This window comes from Stenotrophomonas sp. SAU14A_NAIMI4_5 (assembly GCF_003086795.1).
Classification (GTDB): Bacteria; Pseudomonadota; Gammaproteobacteria; order Xanthomonadales; family Xanthomonadaceae; genus Stenotrophomonas.
In genome coordinates this window covers 964,682-984,614 of record NZ_CP026003.1, presented here as the reverse complement: position 1 = coordinate 984,614, position 19,933 = coordinate 964,682, and the positions used below count along the sequence as shown (strand labels likewise).

General features: G+C 65.3%; 21 protein-coding genes. 4 read left to right on the top strand and 17 right to left on the bottom strand.

What is annotated here, in order from left to right; all coding sequences use genetic code 11:
* Positions 1–51: 51 nt before the first annotated feature.
* Both C1925_RS04550 and C1925_RS04545 read right to left on the bottom strand, forming a co-directional pair.
* Positions 52–1,038 (bottom strand): malate dehydrogenase, encoded by a 987-nt coding sequence (locus tag C1925_RS04550; protein ID WP_108748672.1) that lies wholly within the window; start codon positions 1,036–1,038, stop codon positions 52–54.
* A 117-nt stretch (positions 1,039–1,155) separates the two neighbouring features.
* Positions 1,156–1,647, bottom strand: coding sequence for a peptidylprolyl isomerase (locus C1925_RS04545; protein ID WP_079220769.1), 492 nt, complete (start codon positions 1,645–1,647; stop codon positions 1,156–1,158).
* A gap of 249 nt (positions 1,648–1,896) precedes the next feature.
* Between C1925_RS04545 and typA the strand changes: the two genes are divergently transcribed.
* The 3 genes from typA to C1925_RS04530 are packed head-to-tail and all read left to right on the top strand — an operon-like array spanning position 1,897 to position 5,885.
* Positions 1,897–3,744 (top strand): translational GTPase TypA, encoded by a 1,848-nt coding sequence (gene typA, locus C1925_RS04540; RefSeq protein WP_049456418.1) that lies wholly within the window; start codon positions 1,897–1,899, stop codon positions 3,742–3,744.
* Positions 3,745–3,753: 9 nt separating this feature from the next.
* Entirely contained in the window at positions 3,754–4,221 is a 468-nt protein-coding gene (locus C1925_RS04535) for a DUF2127 domain-containing protein (protein WP_079220768.1), read from the top strand.
* 41 nt (positions 4,222–4,262) lie between these two features.
* Positions 4,263–5,885, top strand: a complete 1,623-nt coding sequence (locus C1925_RS04530) for an amidase (RefSeq protein WP_108767858.1) — start codon at positions 4,263–4,265, stop codon at positions 5,883–5,885.
* Positions 5,886–5,956: 71 nt separating this feature from the next.
* Here C1925_RS04530 and C1925_RS04525 read toward each other — a convergent pair whose 3' ends face one another.
* Both C1925_RS04525 and C1925_RS04515 read right to left on the bottom strand, forming a co-directional pair.
* Positions 5,957–7,084 carry a mechanosensitive ion channel family protein gene (locus C1925_RS04525; RefSeq protein ID WP_325167190.1) on the bottom strand — a complete coding sequence of 376 codons (1,128 nt, stop codon included), beginning with the start codon at positions 7,082–7,084 and terminating at the stop codon, positions 5,957–5,959.
* A gap of 691 nt (positions 7,085–7,775) precedes the next feature.
* The gene (locus tag C1925_RS04515; protein WP_108767856.1) at positions 7,776–9,167 is read right to left on the bottom strand and encodes a 3-deoxy-7-phosphoheptulonate synthase class II; all 1,392 of its coding nucleotides are present in this window, start codon (positions 9,165–9,167) and stop codon (positions 7,776–7,778) included.
* 219 nt (positions 9,168–9,386) lie between these two features.
* Here C1925_RS04515 and C1925_RS04510 point away from each other — a divergent pair, with 219 nt between their 5' ends.
* Positions 9,387–11,519, top strand: coding sequence for a TonB-dependent receptor (locus C1925_RS04510; RefSeq protein ID WP_108767855.1), 2,133 nt, complete (start codon positions 9,387–9,389; stop codon positions 11,517–11,519).
* Between the two features lie 106 nt (positions 11,520–11,625).
* On the opposite strand, the gene C1925_RS04505 is transcribed toward C1925_RS04510, so the two are convergent.
* The 13 genes from C1925_RS04505 to rpsH form a co-directional block, all read right to left on the bottom strand.
* A complete protein-coding gene (locus C1925_RS04505; protein ID WP_108767854.1) occupies positions 11,626–12,132 on the bottom strand; it encodes a disulfide bond formation protein B in 507 nt (168 codons plus the stop codon).
* Between the two features lie 240 nt (positions 12,133–12,372).
* The gene (rplQ, locus tag C1925_RS04500; RefSeq protein WP_108767853.1) at positions 12,373–12,756 is read right to left on the bottom strand and encodes a 50S ribosomal protein L17; all 384 of its coding nucleotides are present in this window, start codon (positions 12,754–12,756) and stop codon (positions 12,373–12,375) included.
* Between the two features lie 191 nt (positions 12,757–12,947).
* Positions 12,948–13,946 (bottom strand): DNA-directed RNA polymerase subunit alpha, encoded by a 999-nt coding sequence (rpoA, locus tag C1925_RS04495; protein ID WP_079220762.1) that lies wholly within the window; start codon positions 13,944–13,946, stop codon positions 12,948–12,950.
* A 55-nt stretch (positions 13,947–14,001) separates the two neighbouring features.
* Positions 14,002–14,631, bottom strand: a complete 630-nt coding sequence (gene rpsD / locus C1925_RS04490; protein WP_004145446.1) for a 30S ribosomal protein S4 — start codon at positions 14,629–14,631, stop codon at positions 14,002–14,004.
* Between the two features lie 15 nt (positions 14,632–14,646).
* Complete coding sequence (gene rpsK, locus C1925_RS04485; protein ID WP_004145443.1) at positions 14,647–15,036, bottom strand: 30S ribosomal protein S11; 390 nt, start codon at positions 15,034–15,036, stop codon at positions 14,647–14,649.
* A gap of 11 nt (positions 15,037–15,047) precedes the next feature.
* Positions 15,048–15,404, bottom strand: a complete 357-nt coding sequence (gene rpsM, locus C1925_RS04480) for a 30S ribosomal protein S13 (protein ID WP_004145437.1) — start codon at positions 15,402–15,404, stop codon at positions 15,048–15,050.
* Positions 15,405–15,749: 345 nt separating this feature from the next.
* A complete protein-coding gene (gene secY, locus C1925_RS04475; RefSeq protein ID WP_079220761.1) occupies positions 15,750–17,117 on the bottom strand; it encodes a preprotein translocase subunit SecY in 1,368 nt (455 codons plus the stop codon).
* A 6-nt stretch (positions 17,118–17,123) separates the two neighbouring features.
* Positions 17,124–17,567 (bottom strand): 50S ribosomal protein L15, encoded by a 444-nt coding sequence (gene rplO / locus C1925_RS04470; protein WP_108758325.1) that lies wholly within the window; start codon positions 17,565–17,567, stop codon positions 17,124–17,126.
* Between the two features lie 6 nt (positions 17,568–17,573).
* Complete coding sequence (gene rpmD / locus C1925_RS04465; RefSeq protein WP_004154497.1) at positions 17,574–17,765, bottom strand: 50S ribosomal protein L30; 192 nt, start codon at positions 17,763–17,765, stop codon at positions 17,574–17,576.
* Entirely contained in the window at positions 17,758–18,300 is a 543-nt protein-coding gene (gene rpsE, locus C1925_RS04460; protein ID WP_004145411.1) for a 30S ribosomal protein S5, read from the bottom strand. The genes rpmD and rpsE overlap by 8 nt, the downstream gene beginning before the upstream one ends.
* A 161-nt stretch (positions 18,301–18,461) precedes the next feature.
* Positions 18,462–18,815 (bottom strand): 50S ribosomal protein L18, encoded by a 354-nt coding sequence (gene rplR / locus C1925_RS04455; RefSeq protein WP_005408212.1) that lies wholly within the window; start codon positions 18,813–18,815, stop codon positions 18,462–18,464.
* Positions 18,816–18,847: 32 nt separating this feature from the next.
* The gene (gene rplF, locus C1925_RS04450) at positions 18,848–19,372 is read right to left on the bottom strand and encodes a 50S ribosomal protein L6 (RefSeq protein WP_108767852.1); all 525 of its coding nucleotides are present in this window, start codon (positions 19,370–19,372) and stop codon (positions 18,848–18,850) included.
* Positions 19,373–19,390: 18 nt separating this feature from the next.
* A complete protein-coding gene (rpsH, locus tag C1925_RS04445) occupies positions 19,391–19,789 on the bottom strand; it encodes a 30S ribosomal protein S8 (RefSeq protein ID WP_005408210.1) in 399 nt (132 codons plus the stop codon).
* Positions 19,790–19,933 lie beyond the last annotated feature (144 nt).

The window sequence follows — 19,933 nt, the reverse complement described above, 5'->3', positions numbered from 1 at the left end:
TTCTGGATGACGTACCGACCAACGGTCGGTACCTACCGGTCAACGCCGGTATCAGCCCAGCAGGTGGGCGACGCCGGAGCGCTCTTCTTCCAGCTCGGCCAGGGTCTTGTCGATGTACTTCTGGCTGAAGTCATCGATCGGCAGATCCTTGACCAGGGTGTACTTGCCGTTTTCGGTGGTCACGGCGAAGCCGAAGATCACGCCTTCCGGAATGCCGTAGGAACCGTCGGACGGCACGCCCATGGTGACCCACTTGCCGTTGCTGCCCAGCACCCAGTCACGCACGTGGTCGATGGCAGCGTTGGCGGCCGAAGCAGCCGAGGACGAACCGCGGGCTTCGATGATCGCCGCGCCGCGCTTGCCGACGGTCGGGATGAAGGTGTTGGCGTTCCATTCCTGGTCGTTGATCGCATCGGCGATGGAGGCACCATCGGCGGTGGCGAAACGGTAGTCCGGGTACATGGTCGGGCTGTGGTTGCCCCACACGACCAGCTTCTCCATGCCACCGACCGGCTTGCCGAGCTTGTTCGACAGCTGGCTCAGCGCGCGGTTGTGGTCCAGGCGCAGCATGGCGGTGAAGTTTTCCGGCTTCAGGTCCGGGGCCGACTTCATGGCGATGTAGGCATTGGTGTTGGCCGGGTTGCCGACCACCAGCACCTTCACGTCACGGCTGGCGACCTTGTTCAGCGCCGCGCCCTGGGCGGTGAAGATCTTGGCGTTTTCCAGCAGCAGGTCCTTGCGCTCCATGCCCGGGCCGCGCGGACGCGCGCCGACCAGCAGGGCGATGTCGGCGTCCTTGAAGGCCACTTCGGCGTCGTCGGTGCCGACCATGCCGGCCAGCAGCGGGAAGGCGCAGTCTTCCAGCTCCATCATCACGCCCTTCAGGGCGGCCTGGGCCTTGTCGACCGGCAGTTCCAGCAGCTGCAGGATGACCGGCTGGTCCTTGCCCAGCATTTCGCCGGAGGCGATGCGGAACAGCAGGGCGTAACCGATCTGGCCGGCAGCGCCGGTCACGGCAACACGAACGGGTGCTTTCATGGGGGTTTCCTCTTGCTTGCAAGCGTTGGATGGAACGCCGCGGGCGTGGCTCGCAGGCCTGGCGGGCGGCGGGGAACAGGGAAACGGCCACCGAGGGGTGGCCGTTTCGAAGGGGGATCAGGCGGCGAGGATCTTGTTCCACTCGGCGACGCGGTCGGCCTGTGCGGCCAGCGCGGCGTCGACGTCGCCTTCCAGGGTGATCGAATGGATCACGTCGCCCTGCTTGACCGAATCGACGATGGCCTGGCCTTCCAGGACCTTGCCGAAGACGGTGTGGCGGCCGTCCAGCCAGTCGGTCTTGATGTGGGTGATGAAGAACTGGCTGCCGTTGGTGTTCGGGCCGGCGTTGGCCATCGACAGCGAGCCGACCTCGTGCTTCACGCCATTCTTCTCGTCCTCGAACTTGTAGCCCGGGCCACCGGTGCCACGACCCTGCGGGCAGCCGCCCTGGATCATGAAGTCGGCGATGACGCGGTGGAAGATCAGGCCGTCATAGAAGCCCTGCTTGACCAGGTTGACGAAGTTGGCAACCGTCAGCGGCGCCTTGTCGGCGAACAGCTCGACCTTGATCGGGCCCTGGGTGGTGTCGAAAGTGGCGATGAGGGACATGGAGATCCTTGCTGCAGATGGGAATGCGTCTAGCCACCTAGTTTACACCCGGCTCGTGGCAGCGGCGCCTTCGACCATGGGCCAACGGGGCCGGCCCGACCGGCCGGGGGCCACCGTTCAGGCAGCCCCGACAGGCGCCTGAATGGGCATCCGACCGGGCCTGAAATGAAGGTTTTCGCCAATCGTCAACTTCGACGTATAATGTTGGACTTCTTTTTCCAAATCCGGCGCCGACTGGCCCCCTTTCGTATGTCCATCGAAAACCTTCGCAACATCGCCATCGTCGCTCACGTCGACCATGGCAAGACCACCCTGGTCGACCAGCTGCTGAAGCAGTCCGGCACCCTGTCCGAGCGTACCGTCCTCGCCGAGCGCGTGATGGACAGCAACGACCAGGAAAAGGAACGCGGCATCACCATCCTGGCCAAGAACACCGCCATCACCTGGGAAGACAAGAAGACCGGCATCAAGAACCGGATCAACATCGTCGATACCCCGGGGCATGCCGACTTCGGCGGCGAAGTGGAGCGCGTGCTGTCGATGGTCGACACCGTGCTGATCCTCGTCGACGCGATGGACGGCCCGATGCCGCAGACCCGCTTCGTCACCCAGAAGGCCTTCGCGATGGGCTTCAAGCCGATCGTCGTGGTCAACAAGGTTGACCGTCCGGGCTCGCGTCCGGAGTGGGTGATCGACCAGGTCTTCGACCTGTTCGACAAGCTCGGCGCCACCAACGAGCAGCTCGACTTCCCGATCGTCTACGCCTCGGCCCTGAACGGCTACGCCGGTCTGGAAGACACCGTGCGCGACGGCGACATGACCCCGCTGTACGAAGCAATCATGCAGCACGCGCCGAAGCCGGAAGTCGATCCGGAAGGCGCCTTCCAGATGCGCATCAGCCAGCTGGACTACAACAACTTCGTGGGCGTCATCGGCATCGGCCGCATCCAGCGCGGCACCCTGAAGAAGAACATGCAGGTCGCGGTCATCGACCGTGAAGGCAAGAAGCGCAACGGCAAGGTCGCGCAGGTGCTGGGCTTCCTGGGCCTGGAGCGCATCGAGCAGGACACCGCCGAAGCCGGTGACATCGTCGCCATCTCCGGTATCCCGGAGCTGACCATCTCCGACACCCTGTGCCACCCGGATACCCCGGAAGCGCTGCCGGCACTGACCGTCGACGAGCCGACCATCTCGATGACCTTCCAGGTCAACAACTCGCCGTTCGCCGGCAACAAGGACCTGTCCGGTGGCAAGTTCCTGACCAGCCGCCAGATCAAGGACCGCCTGGACCGTGAAAAGGTCCACAACGTGGCCCTGAAGGTCGAGCAGCTGGAAGACGCTGACAAGTTCCTGGTCTCCGGCCGCGGCGAACTGCACCTGTCGGTGCTGATCGAGAACATGCGTCGCGAAGGCTACGAGCTGGCCGTGTCGCGCCCGGAAGTCATCATCAAGGAAATCGACGGCCAGATGATGGAGCCGATCGAACAGCTGGTGGTGGACATCGAAGAAATCCACCAGGGCGGCGTCATGGAAAAGCTGGGCACCCGCAAGGGCCAGCTGAAGAACATGGAGCCGGACGGCAAGGGCCGCGTGCGCCTGGAATACTCGATCCCGGCCCGTGGCCTGATCGGTTTCCAGAACGAGTTCAAGACCCTGACCCAGGGTTCGGGCCTGCTGTTCCACGTGTTCGACCACTACGGTCCGAAGGAACAGGGCGCGATCGCCAAGCGCATCAACGGCGTGATGATCGCCAATGCGCCGGGCACCACGCCGGCCTACTCGCTTGGCCCGCTGCAGGAACGCGGCAAGCTGTTCGCTGCTGAAGGCGACAACGTGTATGAAGGTCAGCTGGTCGGTATCCACTCCAAGGACAACGACCTGACCGTCAACGCGATCAAGACCAAGCCGCTGACCAACATGCGCGCTTCGGGCAAGGACGATGCGATCCAGCTGACCCCGGCGATCAAGTACTCGCTGGAACAGGCCCTGGACTTCATCGAGGACGACGAGCTGGTCGAGATCACCCCGAAGGAGATCCGCCTGCGCAAGAAGTTCCTGACCGAAAGCGACCGCAAGAAGGCTTCGCGCGGCGGCTGAGCCTGACCCGTGAGCCAGAACGGCTACAACCCGGATCCGCACCGGCATCCGGGTCTCCACGTCATCGCCCTGCTCGAAGCGAGCAAGGCGATGCTGGCGCTGTTGGCTGCGACCGGGCTGGAAATGCTCGGTCCGCAGCCGCTTCGCGATGGGGTCAATGCCCTGATCCGGCGTTTCAGCCTGGACCCGGATCACGGCACCCTGCCCTCGCTGTTGAACATGATCAGTCCCGACGCGGTGCACCTGGCCGCGGCGGCGATGATCGGCTACGGCCTGCTGCACTTGGTCGAAGCCTGGGGCCTGTGGAAGGCCAAGGCCTGGGCCTCCTGGCTGGGCTGCCTGACTGCCTCCATCTACCTGCCCTTCGATATCTACGCGGTGCTCCGCCACCCCGGCTGGGCCTCCTGGAGCGTGCTGGCGATCAACCTGATCGTCGTCTACGTGCTCGCCCGCGACCTGCGCAAGCGCCGCCACTGAGCAGCCGCTACACTGACGATTGGAGCCGACCCAGCCGTCCGATGCGCCCGTTCCTGTCTTCCCTGCTGACCTGCCTGACCGCGGCCCTGCCCGCGCTGTTTGCCGTGGGCTGCAGTCCGGCGACACCGGCCGCGCACGCCGCCGCGCCCAACAGCAGCAACGTGCCCTTCCCCTACGCCGAAACCGACGTGGCCGATCTGCAGGCGCGGATGGTCAGCGGTGAGCTGGACAGCACCACCCTCACCGCCGCCTACCTCAAGCGCATCGCCGCCCTGGACCGCACCGGGCCCCGCCTGCGCGCGGTGCTGGAACTCAACCCCGATGCCCTGAAGGAAGCGGCCGAACGTGACCGCGAGCGCCGTGCAGGCCGCCTGCGTGGCCCGCTGCACGGCATCCCGGTGCTGCTGAAGGACAACATCAACGCCGCACCGATGGCCACCACCGCCGGTTCGCTGGCGCTGCAGGGCTTCAAGCCCGGCGATGCCTACCTGGTGCGGCGCCTGCGCGAGGCCGGCGCAGTGGTGCTGGGCAAGACCAACCTCAGCGAATGGGCCAACTTCCGCGGCAATGATTCGGTGTCCGGCTGGAGCGCGCGCGGCGGCCAGACCCGCAACCCCTACCGCCTGAGCCATTCGCCGTGCGGCTCCAGCAGCGGCAGCGCGGTGGCCGTGGCCGCCAACCTGGCCAGCGTGGCGATCGGCACCGAGACCGACGGCAGCATCGTCTGCCCGGCGGCGATCAACGGCGTGGTCGGGCTGAAGCCCACCGTCGGCCTGGTCAGCCGCGAAGGCATCATCCCGATCTCCTTCAGCCAGGACACCGCCGGGCCGATGACCCGCAGCGTGGCCGATGCGGCCGCCGTGCTGACCGCCATCGCCGGCCGTGATGCGGCCGACCCGGCGACCGCGACCATGCCCGGCCGGGCGGTCTACGACTACACCGCGCGGCTGGATCCGCAGGGCCTGCGCGGCAAACGCCTGGGCCTGCTGCAGACGCCGCTGCTGAAGTACCGCGGCATGTCGCCGCTGATGGACCAGGCCGTGGCCGAGCTGCGCCGCGCCGGCGCGGTGGTGGTGCCGGTGGCGATGCCCAACCAGGGCGCCTGGGAAGAGGCCGAGCGCACCGTGCTGCTGTACGAGTTCAAGGCGGGGCTGGAGCGCTACCTGGTCACCTACAAGGCGCCGCTGCGCAGCCTGGCCGCGCTGATCGCCTTCAACCAGGCCCATGCGAAGCAGGAACTGGGGCTGTTCGGCCAGCAGCTGCTGCAGGAGGCCGACGCCACCCCCGGCCTGGCCGACCCCGTCTACATCCGTGCGCGCAGCGATGCGCGCCGCCTGGCGGGGCCTGAGGGCATTGATGCGGTGCTGGCCGCGCACCAGCTCGACGGCCTGATCGCACCGACCACCGGCATTGCCTGGCCGTTGCGCAGCAGCGGCGATGATTTCCCCGGCGAGAGCTACAGCGCCGCTGCGGTGGCTGGCTACCCCAGCCTGAGCGTGCCGATGGGCCAGATCGACGGCCTTCCCGCCGGCCTGCTGTTCATGGGCACCGCCTGGAGCGAGCCGAAGCTGATCGAGATGGCCTACGCCTACGAACAGCGCACCCGCGCACGGCAGCCGCCGCGGTTCGCCACCGACGCATTGATCGACGCCGGCGATCCGTAACGTCCCGGTAGCGCCGGGCCATGCCCGGCGGATGGGACGATGCCGCTGCGCTCGCCGGGCATGGCTTGGCGCTACCGTTCGGGCTCTGGCTCCACAGGCACGATCGCGGCCTCCCCATCCTCCGCACCCGGCGACCGCACGTCCGCCGTGCGCGCACGCGGCCCGCGCGGCATGTCCAGTTCGTCCTCGTGCTGCAGCCGCGCACGCACCTGCGGCAGCGACTGCGGATGTTCGCGGGCAAGGAAATCGAGCATCCGTTCACGCACCAGGCAGCGCAGGTCGAACGCATCGCCGGAACTGCGCGCACTGACCAGCAGGCGAACCTGGATCGCACGCTCGCTGGTGTCGGTCACCTGGGTCACGCACACGCGGCCATCCCACAGCGGCTCGCCCCGGCAGATGCGCTCGAGTTCGGCACGGATGGCTGCGATGGGTGCGCGGTAATCCAGCCAGAAAAACGCGGTACCCAACAGGTCGGCGCTGCGCCGCGTCCAGTTCTGGAAGGGGTTCTCGATGAACCAGGTCAACGGCACCACCATGCGCCGCTCATCCCAGATGCGCACGACCACGTAGCTGCTGCCGATCTCCTCGATGCGGCCCCACTCGCCTTCGACGATCACCACGTCATCCAGGCGGATCGGCTGGGTCACCGCGATCTGCAGGCCTGCAATGAGGTTGCCGAACACCGGCTTGGCCGCGATACCGGCAACGAGGCCGATCAGACCCGCCGACGCCAGCAGCGCCGAACCGATCTTGGCCACCATGTCGAACTGCAGCAGCACCAGCGAGGCGCCGAGCACGATGATGCCGCCCATGATCACCCGGCTGAGCACACGTGTCTGGGTCTGGATGCGGCGCGCTTCCAGGTTGTCGGCCACGTCGATGGGATTGCTGCGCAGGATCGCGCGCTCGATGGCGCCGACACCGCGCACCAGCAACCAGATGAAGCAGGCCACCAGGCTGATGTGCAGGATGCGCTGCAGATTGCCCAGCAGCGGATCCTGCAACGGCGTCGCCTGCAGTGCGGGAATCAGCAACAGAAGCGGCAACGCCGTCGCCAGCGGCAGGCCAAGCACGCGGCCGATGCGCGCACGGCGCCGGTCGCGCCCCTTCAACCGGTGATAGACCCACAGGATCACCCATGCACCGATGCCGCCGATCACCAGCGCCAACCCCAACGGCCATGCATAGGCCTGCATGTGCTCCCAATGCACCCTTGCCACCTCCACTCGAACACGCGGATGGACAGGGTCGCGCATGGGGCATGAGCGTGTTGTATGCAGGGTTTGCACCCTGCACCCGCAGAGGCGACGTCAACGTCAACGTCAAAAGCTGGTTTCCTGAGGGTAGGCGGGGTGGGTCCGGTTGAGGGGGACGCTGCAAGTACGTCCATGTAAGCTCGGTCGCCGCATCCATGCGGCTCACGCCCCCTCAACCGGACCCACCCCGCCTTCGACAGTTTTCCGCGATCTGTCGGAACCTGCTGCTGATGGTGGGTGCCGACCGTTGGTCGGCACGGTGTCGGATCCCATTTTGAATATTGATATCTGACAGAAAAATCGTGTCGACCAACGGTCGACACCTACCAACAGCCGCCGTTACCAGTAGATCCACGCCATGCGTGGATGAATTCATTCGATATCCGACAGATGTGCCGACCAACGGTCGGCACCCACCAACCGTCGCGGGAATCTGTCAGAGGTGGGGCGGTGTGGGTGGGCAGGACCGTTGGCGCCATGGATGGCGCCATCGAGCCCCCATGGATGGGTTTACGGCGTGTCCTGCCCACCCACACCGCCCCGCCAACCCACGGACACCCAGCATTTGATGTTGACGTTGCAGTTGCAGTTGATTGCAGCAGGTGCAGGGCTGCAAGCCCTGCAGAAAAACCTACCTCGCCTGCTCCTGCTTGCGCACGATCGCCATCGCAATCTCCAGCGACTGCTCGTAGTTCAACCGCGGGTCCACCGTCGACCGGTACGCACGCTCCAGGTCACGCTCGGTCAGCTCACGCGCACCGCCGGTGCATTCGGTCACGTCCTCACCGGTCAGCTCCAGGTGCACGCCACCCAGCCGCGTGCCCGCCGCTGCATGCAGGTCGAAGGACATCTCCACTTCGCCGCGCACGTTGTCGAAGCGACGCGTCTTGAAGCCGTTCGCCGTGCTCTCTGTGTTGCCGTGCATCGCATCGCACACCCACAGCACGCGGCGGCCATCGCGCTTCACCGCGTCCAGCAGTGGCGGCAGCTTCTCGGCAATCTGCGCCGCCCCCATGCGGTGGATGAAACTCAGGCGGCCCGGTTCGTCGTCCGGGTTCAGCACGTCGATCAAGCGCAACAGCTGGTCCGGCTGCACCGACGGCCCCACCTTGATCGCGATCGGATTGCGCACGCCCCGCAGGTACTCCACGTGCGCGCCATCCAGCGCGGCGGTGCGCATGCCGATCCACGGGAAATGCGTGCTCAGGTTCAACCAGCCCTGCTGGCGCGGCACCTGCCGGGTCAGCGCCTGCTCGTACGGCAGCAGCAGCGCTTCGTGCGAGGTGTAGAAGTCGATGCGGTTGAGGTTGTGCACGCGGGCCCCGGCCAGGGTCTCCATGAAGTGCACCGCGTCGCCGATCGAGGCCACCATCTTCTGGTACTCGGCGGCCAGCGGCGAATGCCGCACCCACTCCAGGTTCCAGTATTCGGGATGGTGCAGGTCGGCGAAGCCACCGTCGATCAGCGCCCGCACGAAGTTCATCGTCATCGCCGAATGCGCGTGGGCCTGCAGCATCCGCTTCGGGTCCGGCAGGCGCGCGGCCTCGGTGAACGCCGGCGCATTGATCACGTCGCCGCGGTAGCTGGGCAGGGTCACGCCGTCGCGGGTCTCGGTGTCGGCCGAGCGCGGCTTGGCGTACTGGCCGGCGAAACGGCCGACGCGGATCACCGGCTGGCGCAGGCCGTGCACCAGCACCAGGCTCATCTGCAGCAGCACCTTCAGCCGGTTGGAGATCGTGCCGGATTCGCAGTCGCTGAAATTCTCCGCGCAATCACCGCCCTGCAGCAGGAAGCGCTTGCCTTCCTGCGCGTCGGCCAGCTGCTGCTTCAGCGCCAGGATCTCCCACGAGGTCACCAGCGGCGGCAGCCGCTTCAGCTCGTGCAGGGCGGCGTCCAGCGCGATGGGATCGGGATAGGTCGGCATCTGCAGGGCAGTCTTGCCACGCCAGCTCTCCGGCGACCAGCCAGCGCCGGCGGCGGTCGCAGCGGGATCGGAGACGGGCGGAATGGCGGACAGGCTCATTGCAGGATTCCGGGGTGGGGGACGTTCATGGTCGCAGAGCCGGCCGCTGTCGCAAAGGCCCGGCCGCCATCTGCACATGCCTGAACATCGGGGAAAGGGCAACGCGATCGGCCACAAACCGCATGACCACACCCGCCCGGACAGGCGCATGATTCGCCTCGCAGTGTTACGAAGTAACAATCCCATCTCCTCTTCCGGCCCCTTCCACAGCCCATCGCCATGAAGCCCTCCCTGCTCGCAACCGGCATCACCTTCGCCCTGGCCCTGGCCAGCCTGCCCTCCCTCGCCCTGGCCGCCGATGCCACCACGGACGCCGCGCCAGTGAAGGACCTCGACACGGTCACCGTCAGCGCCCAGCTCGACCAGGCGCGCAACGCGCTGTCGCCCGACATCGGCAGCAGCCAGTACCAGATCACCGCCGAGGACATCCAGAAGCAGCCGCTGGGCGCGTCCGCGCCGCTCAGCCAGGTGCTGCTGCAGGCGCCGGGCGTGGTCCAGGATTCCTACGGTGGCGTGCACGTGCGCGGCGACCACGCCAACCTGCAGTACCGCATCAACGGCGTGCTGCTGCCCGAGTCGATCTCCGGTTTCGGCCAGACCCTGGACGCGCGCACGATCAAGAGCATCCGCCTGATGGACGGCGCGCTGCCGGCACAGTTCGGCGAGCGCACCGCCGCGGTGGTCGACATCACCACCCGCAGTGGCGCCGAGCTCGGCAATGGCGGCAGCGTCGGCATCACCACCGGCTCGTTCGGCAAGGTCAACCCGAACGCCTCGTGGTGGGGCTCGCAGGGACGCTGGAGCTGGTTCCTGACCGGCAACTACGACCAGAACGACGTCGGCCTGGAAAACCCGACCAGCTCGCGCAAGCCGGAGCATGACGATACCCACCAGGGCAAGGCGTTCGCCGACCTGACCTACCTGGTCAACGACACCACGCGCCTGAGCGTGTTCGCCGGCTTCGCCAACAACCGCTTCCAGATTCCGGTCAACCCGGGCCAGACCCCGCAGTTCGGCTACCTGGACACCACCACCTTCGATTCCAGCCAGCTGGATGAGACGCAGCGCGAGACCACCCGCTTCGGCATGCTGGTGCTGCAGGGCACGCTGGGCGAGACCGCCTACCAGGTCTCTGCCGGGCAGCGTTACAGCGATGTCGGCTTCAATCCCGATGTGGCCGGCGATCTGGTGTTCAGTGGCGTCGCCTCGCAGGTCCAGCGCAGCAACCGCGCCAACACGCTGCAGGCGGACTTCTCCACGCCGCTGGGCGACAACCACACGCTGCGCTATGGCGTGTACGGCAACCAGGAGCGTGCCCGCGCCAGCAACAACAGCTGGGTGTTCCCGGTCGACGACGACGGCGCACAGACCAGCACCACGCCGCTGCGGATTGCCGACAGCAGCGCGTTCAAGGCCACCACGATGGCGGTCTACGTGCAGGACGAGTGGAAGATCGGCGAGGACTGGACGGTCAACTACGGCCTGCGCGGTGACCGCTACAAGGCCTTCGGCCAGACCGAGGGCCAGCTCAGCCCGCGCCTGGGCGTGGTCTGGAATGCCAGCGACAGCACCACCGTGCACGCCGGCTATTCGCGCTACTTCACCCCGCCGGCGAGCGAGCTGATCGCCACCAGCGACATCAGCCTGTATGACGGCACCACCAACGCGCAGCCGTCCGGTGGCAACAACATTCCGCTGGCCGAGCGCAGCGACTACTACGACATCGGCGTCTCCCAGCAGGTCGGCGAGCACCTGACCCTGGGCCTGGATGCCTATGATCGCCGCGTCTCGCGCCTGCAGGACGAAGGCCAGTTCGGCGCTGCCTACATCTACTCGACGTTCAACTACCGTCGCGGCCACATCCGCGGCCTGGAATTCAGCGCCGACTACAGCAACGGTCCCTTCAGCGCCTACTTCAATGCAGCCCTGAACAAGGCCATCGGCACCGACGTCATCACCAGCCAGTACAACCTCGACCCGGAGGCCCTGGCCTACGTGGCTGACCACTGGATCCACCTGGACCACGACCAGAAGCTGACCTCGTCGGGTGGCTTCAGCTACGCCTTCGCCGGCCACAACCGCATCGGTGCGAACTACGTATTCGGCAGCGGCCTGCGCTCGGATACCGACACGGTGCCCAACGGTGGCGAGCTGCCGTCCTACCTGCAGGTGAACCTGAGTGCCGGCCACGACTTCAACGCCGACAGCGGGCATCCGCTGCACGTGCAGGTGGCGGTGATCAATGCACTGGATCGCAGCTACCAGCTGCGTGATGGCGGCGGCGTCGGCGTGTTCGCGCCGCAATGGGGCCCGCGCCGCGGTGCCTACCTGAGCCTGCAGCAGGACTTCTGATCGGGCTGGGGTCGGATCCCTGATTCACAGTAGAGCCACGCCACGCGTGGCTGCCAATGGGGTCAGAGCCCTTTGCTGCGCAAAGGGATCTGACCCCGTTCTGCTTTCAGCGCTTGACCTTGCGCAGCGACACCACCAGCGCCCACAGCGCCAGCAGCGCGAACCACACGCCGGACCACATCGGCATGGTCATGCCCAGGAAGGTCCAGTCGATGTTGCCGCAGTTGCCGGTACCGGTCAGCACGGTGCGGAACACTTCCAGCGGGCCCATCGTCTCGCTCAGGAAGGCCAGCGGCGGGCCACAGGTGGAGCCCATTTCCGGCGGCAGCATCTGCACGTACACGTGGCGCGCGGCAATGCCGAAGCCGACAGCGGCGGCGATGAAGGCAAGGATGCCGTAGGTCGCGCGACCCGGGCGGTTGGACGGGCCGTGCACGGCACCAATCAGGAACAGCAGGCCCAGCGCGGCGAACGCCAGGCGCTGGAAGATGCACAACGGACAGGGCTCCAGGCCCATCTTCAGCTGCAGGAAGATGGCGAAGCCGAGCAGGCCCACGCAGATCAGGAAGCCCAACAGGAACTGGGCGCGGAAGGGCCAGCGCAAAGGATTCATCGTCAACGCTCGAACGGATCAGGCGCCAAGCGTAACCGAGAGCGCGCCCCGTTCGAACCGCCACACGGCACGCCTGTCGGAACGGTGTGGGTCAGATACCTTTGCGCATGCGAAGGGCTCTGACGCTCTGTGCTGGAGGAATGGGGTCGGAGCCCTTTCCTGCGGAAAGGGATCCGACCCCGGAAACGCAAAAGCCCGGCAGAGGCCGGGCTTTCGCTGTGTCGCGTTGGAGCGGTCCGATTACTCGGCCACTTCCTCGGCCACGGCCGGACGGTCGACCAGCTCGACGTAGGCCATCGGAGCGTTGTCGCCGGCGCGGAAGCCGCACTTCAGCAGACGCAGGTAGCCGCCCGGACGGTTCGCGTAGCGCGGGCCCAGGATGGTGAACAGGTTGCCCACGGCTTCATTGTCGCGCAGACGGGCGAAAGCCAGACGACGGTTGGCGACGGAGTCGATTTTGGCCAGGGTGATCAGCGGCTCGGCCACGCGGCGCAGTTCCTTGGCCTTCGGCAGGGTGGTCTTGATCAGCTCGTGCTTGAACAGCGAGGCGGCCATGTTCTTGAACATCGCTTCGCGGTGGGCGCTGGTGCGGTTGAACTTACGGCCAGACTTCATGTGACGCATGGTGATATTCCTTGGTTAATGATGAGGCTGTGTGGATCGTTGTCGCCATCCTGGCGTTGCTGCGCGGACTGCGGTTGGTCCTGGCCATCCGTCCTGGACGACCTGCCCGCGAACCTGGGGTTCGTCGTGGCGATGTGTTGCTGCGTTGAAGGCCCCACCGCGAACGGTGGAGCCTCCAGGCATTACCGATATCAGCCCAGCATGCCGTGGCTGGCGACGCCGGCCGGCGGCCAGTTCTCCAGCTTCATGCCGAGGGACAGGCCGCGCTGAGCCAGCACTTCCTTGATCTCGGTGAGCGACTTCTTGCCCAGGTTCGGGGTCTTCAGCAGCTCCACTTCGGTCTTCTGGATCAGATCGCCGATGTAGTAGATGCTTTCGGCCTTCAGGCAGTTGGCCGAACGCACGGTCAGCTCCAGGTCGTCGATCGGGCGCAGCAGCACCGGATCCACGCCGTTGTTGGCCGGCTTGGCCGCACCGCGGTCGCGGTGGGTGAAGTCACCGAACACCGACAGCTGGTCGCTGAGGATGTCGGCGGCGGTGCGCACGGCTTCCTCGGCGTCGATGGTGCCGTTGGTCTCGATATCGATGACCAGCTTGTCCAGGTCGGTACGCTGTTCGACGCGAGCCGCTTCCACGGCATAGGCGACGCGGCGGACCGGCGAGAACGAGGCATCCAGGACCAGACGGCCGATGGCACGGGTTTCTTCGTCCGGACGACGACGCGCGGCAGCCGGCTGGTAGCCGAAACCACGTTCGATCTTCAGACGCATGTTGATCGCCGTATCCTTGGTCAGGTGGCAGATCACGTGATCGCTGTTCAGGATCTCCACATTGTGGTCGACCTTGATGTCAGCTGCAGTGACAACGCCCGGACCCTGCTTGGACAGGGACAGGGTGGCGCTGTCGCCGGAATGCATACGGATGGCCACGTCCTTCAGGTTCAGCAGGACTTCGAGCACGTCCTCCTGCAGACCTTCGACCGTGGTGTACTCGTGCAACACGCCGTCGATTTCGACTTCCGTGATGGCGAAGCCCGGGATGGACGACAGCAGCACGCGACGCAGGGCATTGCCCAGCGTATGCCCGTAACCCCGCTCCAAAGGTTCGATAACGACCTTTGCACGGGTGTCGGTAAGGCGTTCGATCTGCGGACCGCGAGGACGCAGAACCTGGTTGGCGGTAACCGTCATGTTGCGGGTTCTCCTAGTGAACCCCCGGCCGTCGCCGGGGGCTCTCCAATGTGAATTACTTCGAATACAGCTCGACGATCAGCGCTTCGTTGATGTCCGCAGGCAGATCCGAACGATCCGGAACAGCCTTGAAGATGCCGGTGAACTTGCCGGAATCCACTTCAACCCACGACGGGCTCAGGTCATGCTGGGCGGCGACGGTCAGGGCTTCCTGGACGCGCAGCTGCTTGGCAGCCTTTTCAGACAGAGCGATGGCGTCGCCAGCCTTGACCTGGTACGAAGCCAGGTTGACCGACTTGCCATTCACGGTGACGCCGCGGTGCGACACCAGCTGACGGGCAGCCGGACGGGTCACGGCGAAGCCCATGCGGTAGACGACGTTGTCCAGGCGGGTTTCCAGCAGCTGCAGCAGGTTCTCGCCGGTGTTGCCCTTCTTGGTCGAGGCCTTCTTGTAGTAGTTGCGGAACTGACGCTCCAGCAGGCCGTAGATACGCTTGACCTTCTGCTTTTCACGCAGCTGGGTAGCGTAGTCGGACAGCTTGCCCTTGCGGGCAGTGGCGCCGTGCTGGCCGGGCTTCTGCTCCAGCTTGCACTTGGAGTCCAGCGCACGCGCCGGGCTCTTCAGGGACAGGTCGGCGCCTTCGCGACGGGCGAGCTTACAGGTAGGACCGATATAACGAGCCATTTCTTATCGCTCCCTTTAGACGCGACGCTTCTTCGGCGGACGGCACCCGTTGTGCGGGATAGGCGTCACGTCGATGATGTTGGTGATCTTGTAGCCGACGTTGTTCAACGAACGCACGGCCGACTCACGGCCCGGACCCGGACCCTTGATGCGGACTTCCAGCGACTTCACGCCGTAGTCCAGCGCAGCACGACCGGCCTTTTCAGCAGCCACCTGGGCAGCGAACGGGGTCGACTTGCGCGAACCGCGGAAGCCAGCGCCACCGGAGGTCGCCCACGACAGAGCGTTGCCCTGGCGGTCGGTGATGGTCACGATGGTGTTGTTGAACGAAGCGTGGACGTGGGCAACGCCGTCGGTGACGACGCGCTTGATCTTCTTCTTGGTCTTAGCAGCAGGCTTAGCCATTTATAGGTCCCTTACTTCCTGATCGCCTTGCGCGGGCCCTTGCGGGTGCGGGCGTTGGTACGGGTGCGCTGGCCACGCAGCGGCAGGCCGCGACGGTGACGCAGGCCGCGGTAGCAGCCCAGGTCCATCAGGCGCTTGATCGCGATGCCGATTTCACGGCGCAGATCGCCTTCCACGATGTACTTGCCGACTTCGGCGCGCAGGCGCTCGATTTCCGGCTCCGACAGATCGCGGATCTTGGTGGTCGAAGCAACGCCTGCGACTTCGCAGACCTTCTTCGAACGGGTACGGCCGATGCCGTAAATGCTTTGCAACCCGACCCAGACGTGCTTCTGGGCTGGCAGGTTGACGCCTGCAATACGCGCCATGACGCGGTTCTCCAGCTGAGTGATGGCCGACAGCGCGCCTCAGGCACGCCAATCCGGCAGGATGGATCAAAAAAGTGAACTAGCGATACTAACAAGGTTCCGGTTTACATGGAAGCCCGTGAAACAATGAAGTTTCATGGACCCGGCCTGGGGAGTGTGCCCAGGCTCCGGCGCCGGACAAGGTTGGACCTGGGTTTCCCCGGGGCCGCCCGCGCTACTCCAGCGCAGGACCACCTCGCCACACCCCCACCCGGAACCGCTGCGGGGGCCGCCCTTCGTTTGTGTGGCCAGAGTCCGCGAAGCGGAGGACCATCACGTCAGGAAGACGAAAGTATAACAGGCTTATCAGCCGCGGGCAAAACCGCCGCGGTTGCCGCCCTTCAGGTTGGCCTTCTTCAGCAGGCTCTCGTACTGGTGGGACATCAGGTGCGCCTGCACCTGGGCGATGAAGTCCATCACCACCACCACGACGATCAGCAGCGAAGTACCACCGAAGTAGAACGAGGCGTTCAGCTGCGTGCGCATCAGTTCCGGCAGCAGGCAGACGATCACCAGGTAAGCCGAACCGGCAGCGGTCAGGCGGGTCAGCACGCCGTCGATGTAGTCGGCGGTAGCCTTGCCCGGACGGATGCCCGGAATCAGCGCGCCCGACTTCTTCAGGTTGTCGGCGGTTTCCTGCGAGTTGAACACCAGCGCGGTGTAGAAGAACGCGAAACCGGTGATCAGCGCAGCGAACACGATCATGTGCAGCGGCTCGCCCGGGCCCAGGGCGTTGGCGACCTTCTGCAGGGTCTGGCCGACGGCGCTCTGGTTGGCGGCCTGGCCGGACCACATGGCCAGGGTGGCCGGGAAGGCCAGCAGGCTCGAGGCGAAGATCGCCGGGATGACGCCAGCCATGTTCAGCTTCAGCGGCAGGAACGAGGTCTGGTTCATGTACGCGTTGCGACCGCCCTGGCGGCGTGCGTAGTTGACCGTGATCCGGCGCTGGCCGCGCTCGACGAACACCACGAAGAAGGTGAAGGCGAGGACGACGATGGCGATCAGCAGCAGCTGGATGAACTGGATGTTGCCGTCGCGGTAGGCGTCGAAGGTGTGGATGACCGCACCCGGCAGGCCCGCCACGATACCGGCGAAGATGATCAGCGAGACGCCGTTGCCGATGCCGCGCTCGGTGACCTGCTCACCGACCCACATCAGGAACATGGTGCCGGCGGTCAGCGCGACCACGGCGGTGAGCACGAAGCCCATGCCCGGTGCGTAGACGACCGGAGCGCCCGACGGTGCCACCTGGTTCTGCAGCGCCAGGGCGATCGAACCGCCCTGCACCACCGCCAGCAGCACGGCGCCGATGCGCGAATACTGGGTGATCTTGCGACGGCCGGACTCACCTTCCTTCTGCATCGCCTTCAGGGCGGGGAAGATGTGGGTGGCCAGCTGCATCACGATCGATGCCGAGATGTACGGCATCACGTTGAGCGCGAAGATGCTCAAACGGTGCAGGGCGCCGCCCGAGAACATGTTGAACATGTCCACGATGCCGCCGCCCTGCTGTTGCATCATGGCAAGCATGGCATCGGGATTGACGCCCGGCACCGGCACATAACAGCCGATGCGATAGACGATCAAAGCCCCGACGACGAACAGCAAACGTTGGCGAAGTTCAGTGAACTTGCCCATTCCGCCCGCGAGGTTACCGATGCCAGCTTGCGCCATGATTTCTTACTCCGTCACGCTGCCGCCGGCAGCTTCGATTGCAGCCTTGGCACCGGCCGTGGCAGCAATACCCTTCAGGGTGAACGCCTTGGTCAGTTCGCCCTTGAGGACGACCTTGGCCTTCTTTGCAGTGCTCGGGACCAGCTTGGCAGCACGCAGGGCGGCGAAGTCGATCTCACCAGCCGGCAGCTTGTCCAGCGCGTACAGCAGAACTTCAGCGGTGTCCTTGGCGATCGGCGAACGGAAGCCGATCTTCGGCAGACGACGCTGCATGGGGGTCTGGCCGCCTTCGAAGCCAGCCTTGATCTTGCCGCCACCCTTACGGGCGAACGAACCCTTGTGGCCGCGGCCGGCAGTCTTGCCCAGGCCCGAGCCGATACCACGACCGACGCGGGTACGCTCGGTGCGGGCGCCCGGTGCCGGGCTCAGTTCATTGAGACGCAGAGTCATGATCGATTACTCCTCAACCTTGACGAGGTAGTGAACGGTGTTGATCAGACCGCGAACCTGCGGGCTGTCCTTCAGTTCACGGACATCGTTGAGCTTGTTCAGGCCCAGGGCACGCACCGACAGGCGGTGACGCGACTGGGTACCACGCAGGCCGCGCACCAGGCGCACCTTCACAGTCTTGTTGGACTCATTAGCCATGGTTGAGTTCCTCCACCTTCTTGCCGCGCTTGGCCGCGATGCGAGCCGGCGACTGCGCAGCAGACAGGCCCTTCACGGTGGCACGCACCAGGTTGATCGGGTTGCGCGAACCGGTGGCCTTGGCCAGCACGTTCTTCACGCCAACCGCTTCCAGCACGGCGCGCATGGCACCGCCGGCGATGACGCCGGTACCTTCGGAAGCCGGCTGCATGAACACGCGGGCTGCGCCGTGACCATCCTTGATGGTGTGCCACAGGGTGCCGTTGTTCAGGTCAACGCTGACCAGGTTCTTGCGAGCCTGTTCCATCGACTTCTGGATGGCGACCGGCACTTCGCGCGCCTTGCCATAACCGAAACCGACCTTGCCTTCGCCGTCGCCGACCACGGTCAGGGCGGTGAAGGTGAACTGGCGGCCACCCTTGACGGTCTTGCTGACGCGGTTGACCGCGACCAGCTTTTCGATCATGCCGTCGTCGACTTTCTCTTCGCGGTTACGGTCGCGATCGCGACCCCGCTGCTGACGTTCTTCTGCCATCTTGATTCCTTGGTAGTTTGGGTATGTACGGCTCGAGGCCGCTTATGGTTGTGGAGTACCGCGTTGGTGCGGTGGGCCGCTGCAGAAGAGCGGCGCCGCCCCGCCTCACTCAGGCGGGCGAGCAGGCGGACAGGGGACGCGAGGTCCCCTGCCCTTATCCCTTAGAACTGCAGGCCGGCTTCGCGGGCGGCTTCTGCCAGGGCCTTGATGCGGCCGTGGTAGCGGTAGCCCGAACGATCGAAGGCAACCTTCTCGACGCCGGCGGCCTTGGCGCGCTCAGCGACGATACGGCCGACCTTGGCGGCGGCATCGGCGTTCTTGCCGTTCTTCAGGCCTTCCATGACGTCGGTCTGGGTGGTGTTGGCGGCAGCCAGCACCTTGGAACCGTCGGCGGTGAAGACCTGGGCGTACAGGTGCTGGCCGGTGCGCAGCACCGACAGGCGGGCGACGCCGAGCTCACGGATGTGGGCGCGGGTCGACTTGGCGCGACGCAGGCGGGCGATGTTCTTGTTCATGATTTTTTTCCCTTGAAAGCGGAAGAGCCTGATTAGGCCTTCTTGGCTTCCTTACGGATGATGACTTCGTCGGAGTACTTCACGCCCTTGCCCTTGTACGGTTCCGGCTTGCGGAACGCACGGATCTTGGCGGCGACTTCACCGACGACCTGCTTGTCAGCGCCCTGCACCAGAATTTCGGTCTGGGTCGGGGTGGTGATGGTGATGCCTTCCGGCGCCACGAACACGATCGGGTGCGAGTAACCGAGCGACAGGCTCAGGTCCTTGCCCTGCATGGCAGCACGGTAACCCACGCCGACCAGCTCCAGCTTGCGCTCGAAGCCTTCGGAAACACCCTTGACCATGTTGGCCAGGATGGCGCGGACGGTGCCGGTCAGCGGGACCAGGTCAGCGTTCTCGGTGCTCAGGGTGGCAACGCCGTTGTCGACGTTGATGGCAATGCCAGCCGGCTTCGGCAGCGACAGGGTGCCCTTCGGGCCCTTGACGGTGACGGAATCGGCCTGGACGTTCAGTTCAGTCTTACCCAGGGTGACGGGCTTCTTGGCTACGCGGGACATAGTATTACTCCTTTCGCCTTAGGCCACGAAGCACAGGACTTCGCCGCCGACGCCCAGCTGGCGCGCCTGCGCATCAGTCATGATGCCCTTGGAGGTGGAAATGATGGAGATGCCCAGGCCGTTCATGACCTTCGGCAGCTCGCTCTTGCCGCGGTACTGGCGCAGGCCCGAACGCGAGAAGCGCTTCAGGGTCGCGATGACCGGCTTGCCTTCGAAATACTTCAGCACGATTTCCAGCTCGGACTTGTTGTTTTCCAGCTGGGTCACGCGCAGGTCGGTGATGTAACCCTCGTCCTTCAGGACCTGGGCGATCGCAACCTTGATCTTGGACGACGGGGCTTTCACCGTCTGCTTGCCAACCGCGGCCGCATTCTTGATGCGGACCAGCAGGTCGGCGATGGGATCAGTCATGCTCATATGAGTACCTTTGAGTGCACCGATATCCGCTTTCGCGAAAATCTGTTGTCTCCTGGAAACGGGCCAGGTCCCTTGTTGCGGCAGGCCATCGGCCTGCCCTGCTACCCCGTTTGCACAGAGCAAGACGCGGGAGTATACGCCAAA

Bases quoted from the DNA above. Each gene is read 5' to 3' on its own strand.
- C1925_RS04550 (WP_108748672.1), bottom strand. From the start codon at position 1,038: ATGAAAGCACCCGTTCGTGTTGCCGTGACCGGCGCTGCCGGCCAGATC.
- rplR (WP_005408212.1), bottom strand. From the start codon at position 18,815: ATGAACAAGAACATCGCCCGCCTGCGTCGCGCCAAGTCGACCCGCGCC.
- rpsD (WP_004145446.1), bottom strand. From the start codon at position 14,631: ATGGCTCGTTATATCGGTCCTACCTGTAAGCTCGCCCGTCGCGAAGGC.
- rpsK (WP_004145443.1), bottom strand. From the start codon at position 15,036: ATGGCTAAGCCTGCTGCTAAGACCAAGAAGAAGATCAAGCGCGTCGTC.
- C1925_RS04530 (WP_108767858.1), top strand. From the start codon at position 4,263: ATGCGCCCGTTCCTGTCTTCCCTGCTGACCTGCCTGACCGCGGCCCTG.
- rplQ (WP_108767853.1), bottom strand. From the start codon at position 12,756: ATGCGTCACATGAAGTCTGGCCGTAAGTTCAACCGCACCAGCGCCCAC.
- C1925_RS04505 (WP_108767854.1), bottom strand. From the start codon at position 12,132: ATGAATCCTTTGCGCTGGCCCTTCCGCGCCCAGTTCCTGTTGGGCTTC.
- rpsH (WP_005408210.1), bottom strand. From the start codon at position 19,789: ATGAGCATGACTGATCCCATCGCCGACCTGCTGGTCCGCATCAAGAAT.
- rpoA (WP_079220762.1), bottom strand. From the start codon at position 13,946: ATGACGGTTACCGCCAACCAGGTTCTGCGTCCTCGCGGTCCGCAGATC.
- rpmD (WP_004154497.1), bottom strand. From the start codon at position 17,765: ATGGCTAATGAGTCCAACAAGACTGTGAAGGTGCGCCTGGTGCGCGGC.
- rplO (WP_108758325.1), bottom strand. From the start codon at position 17,567: ATGACTCTGCGTCTCAATGAACTGAGCCCGGCACCGGGCGCCCGCACC.
- C1925_RS04525 (WP_325167190.1), bottom strand. From the start codon at position 7,084: ATGCAGGCCTATGCATGGCCGTTGGGGTTGGCGCTGGTGATCGGCGGC.
- C1925_RS04545 (WP_079220769.1), bottom strand. From the start codon at position 1,647: ATGTCCCTCATCGCCACTTTCGACACCACCCAGGGCCCGATCAAGGTC.
- typA (WP_049456418.1), top strand. From the start codon at position 1,897: ATGTCCATCGAAAACCTTCGCAACATCGCCATCGTCGCTCACGTCGAC.
- rplF (WP_108767852.1), bottom strand. From the start codon at position 19,372: ATGTCCCGCGTAGCCAAGAAGCCCGTCACCCTGGGTAAGACTGAACTG.
- rpsM (WP_004145437.1), bottom strand. From the start codon at position 15,404: ATGGCGCGTATTGCAGGCGTCAACCTGCCAGCCCAGAAGCACGTCTGG.
- secY (WP_079220761.1), bottom strand. From the start codon at position 17,117: ATGGCGCAAGCTGGCATCGGTAACCTCGCGGGCGGAATGGGCAAGTTC.
- C1925_RS04515 (WP_108767856.1), bottom strand. From the start codon at position 9,167: ATGAGCCTGTCCGCCATTCCGCCCGTCTCCGATCCCGCTGCGACCGCC.
- C1925_RS04510 (WP_108767855.1), top strand. From the start codon at position 9,387: ATGAAGCCCTCCCTGCTCGCAACCGGCATCACCTTCGCCCTGGCCCTG.
- rpsE (WP_004145411.1), bottom strand. From the start codon at position 18,300: ATGGCAGAAGAACGTCAGCAGCGGGGTCGCGATCGCGACCGTAACCGC.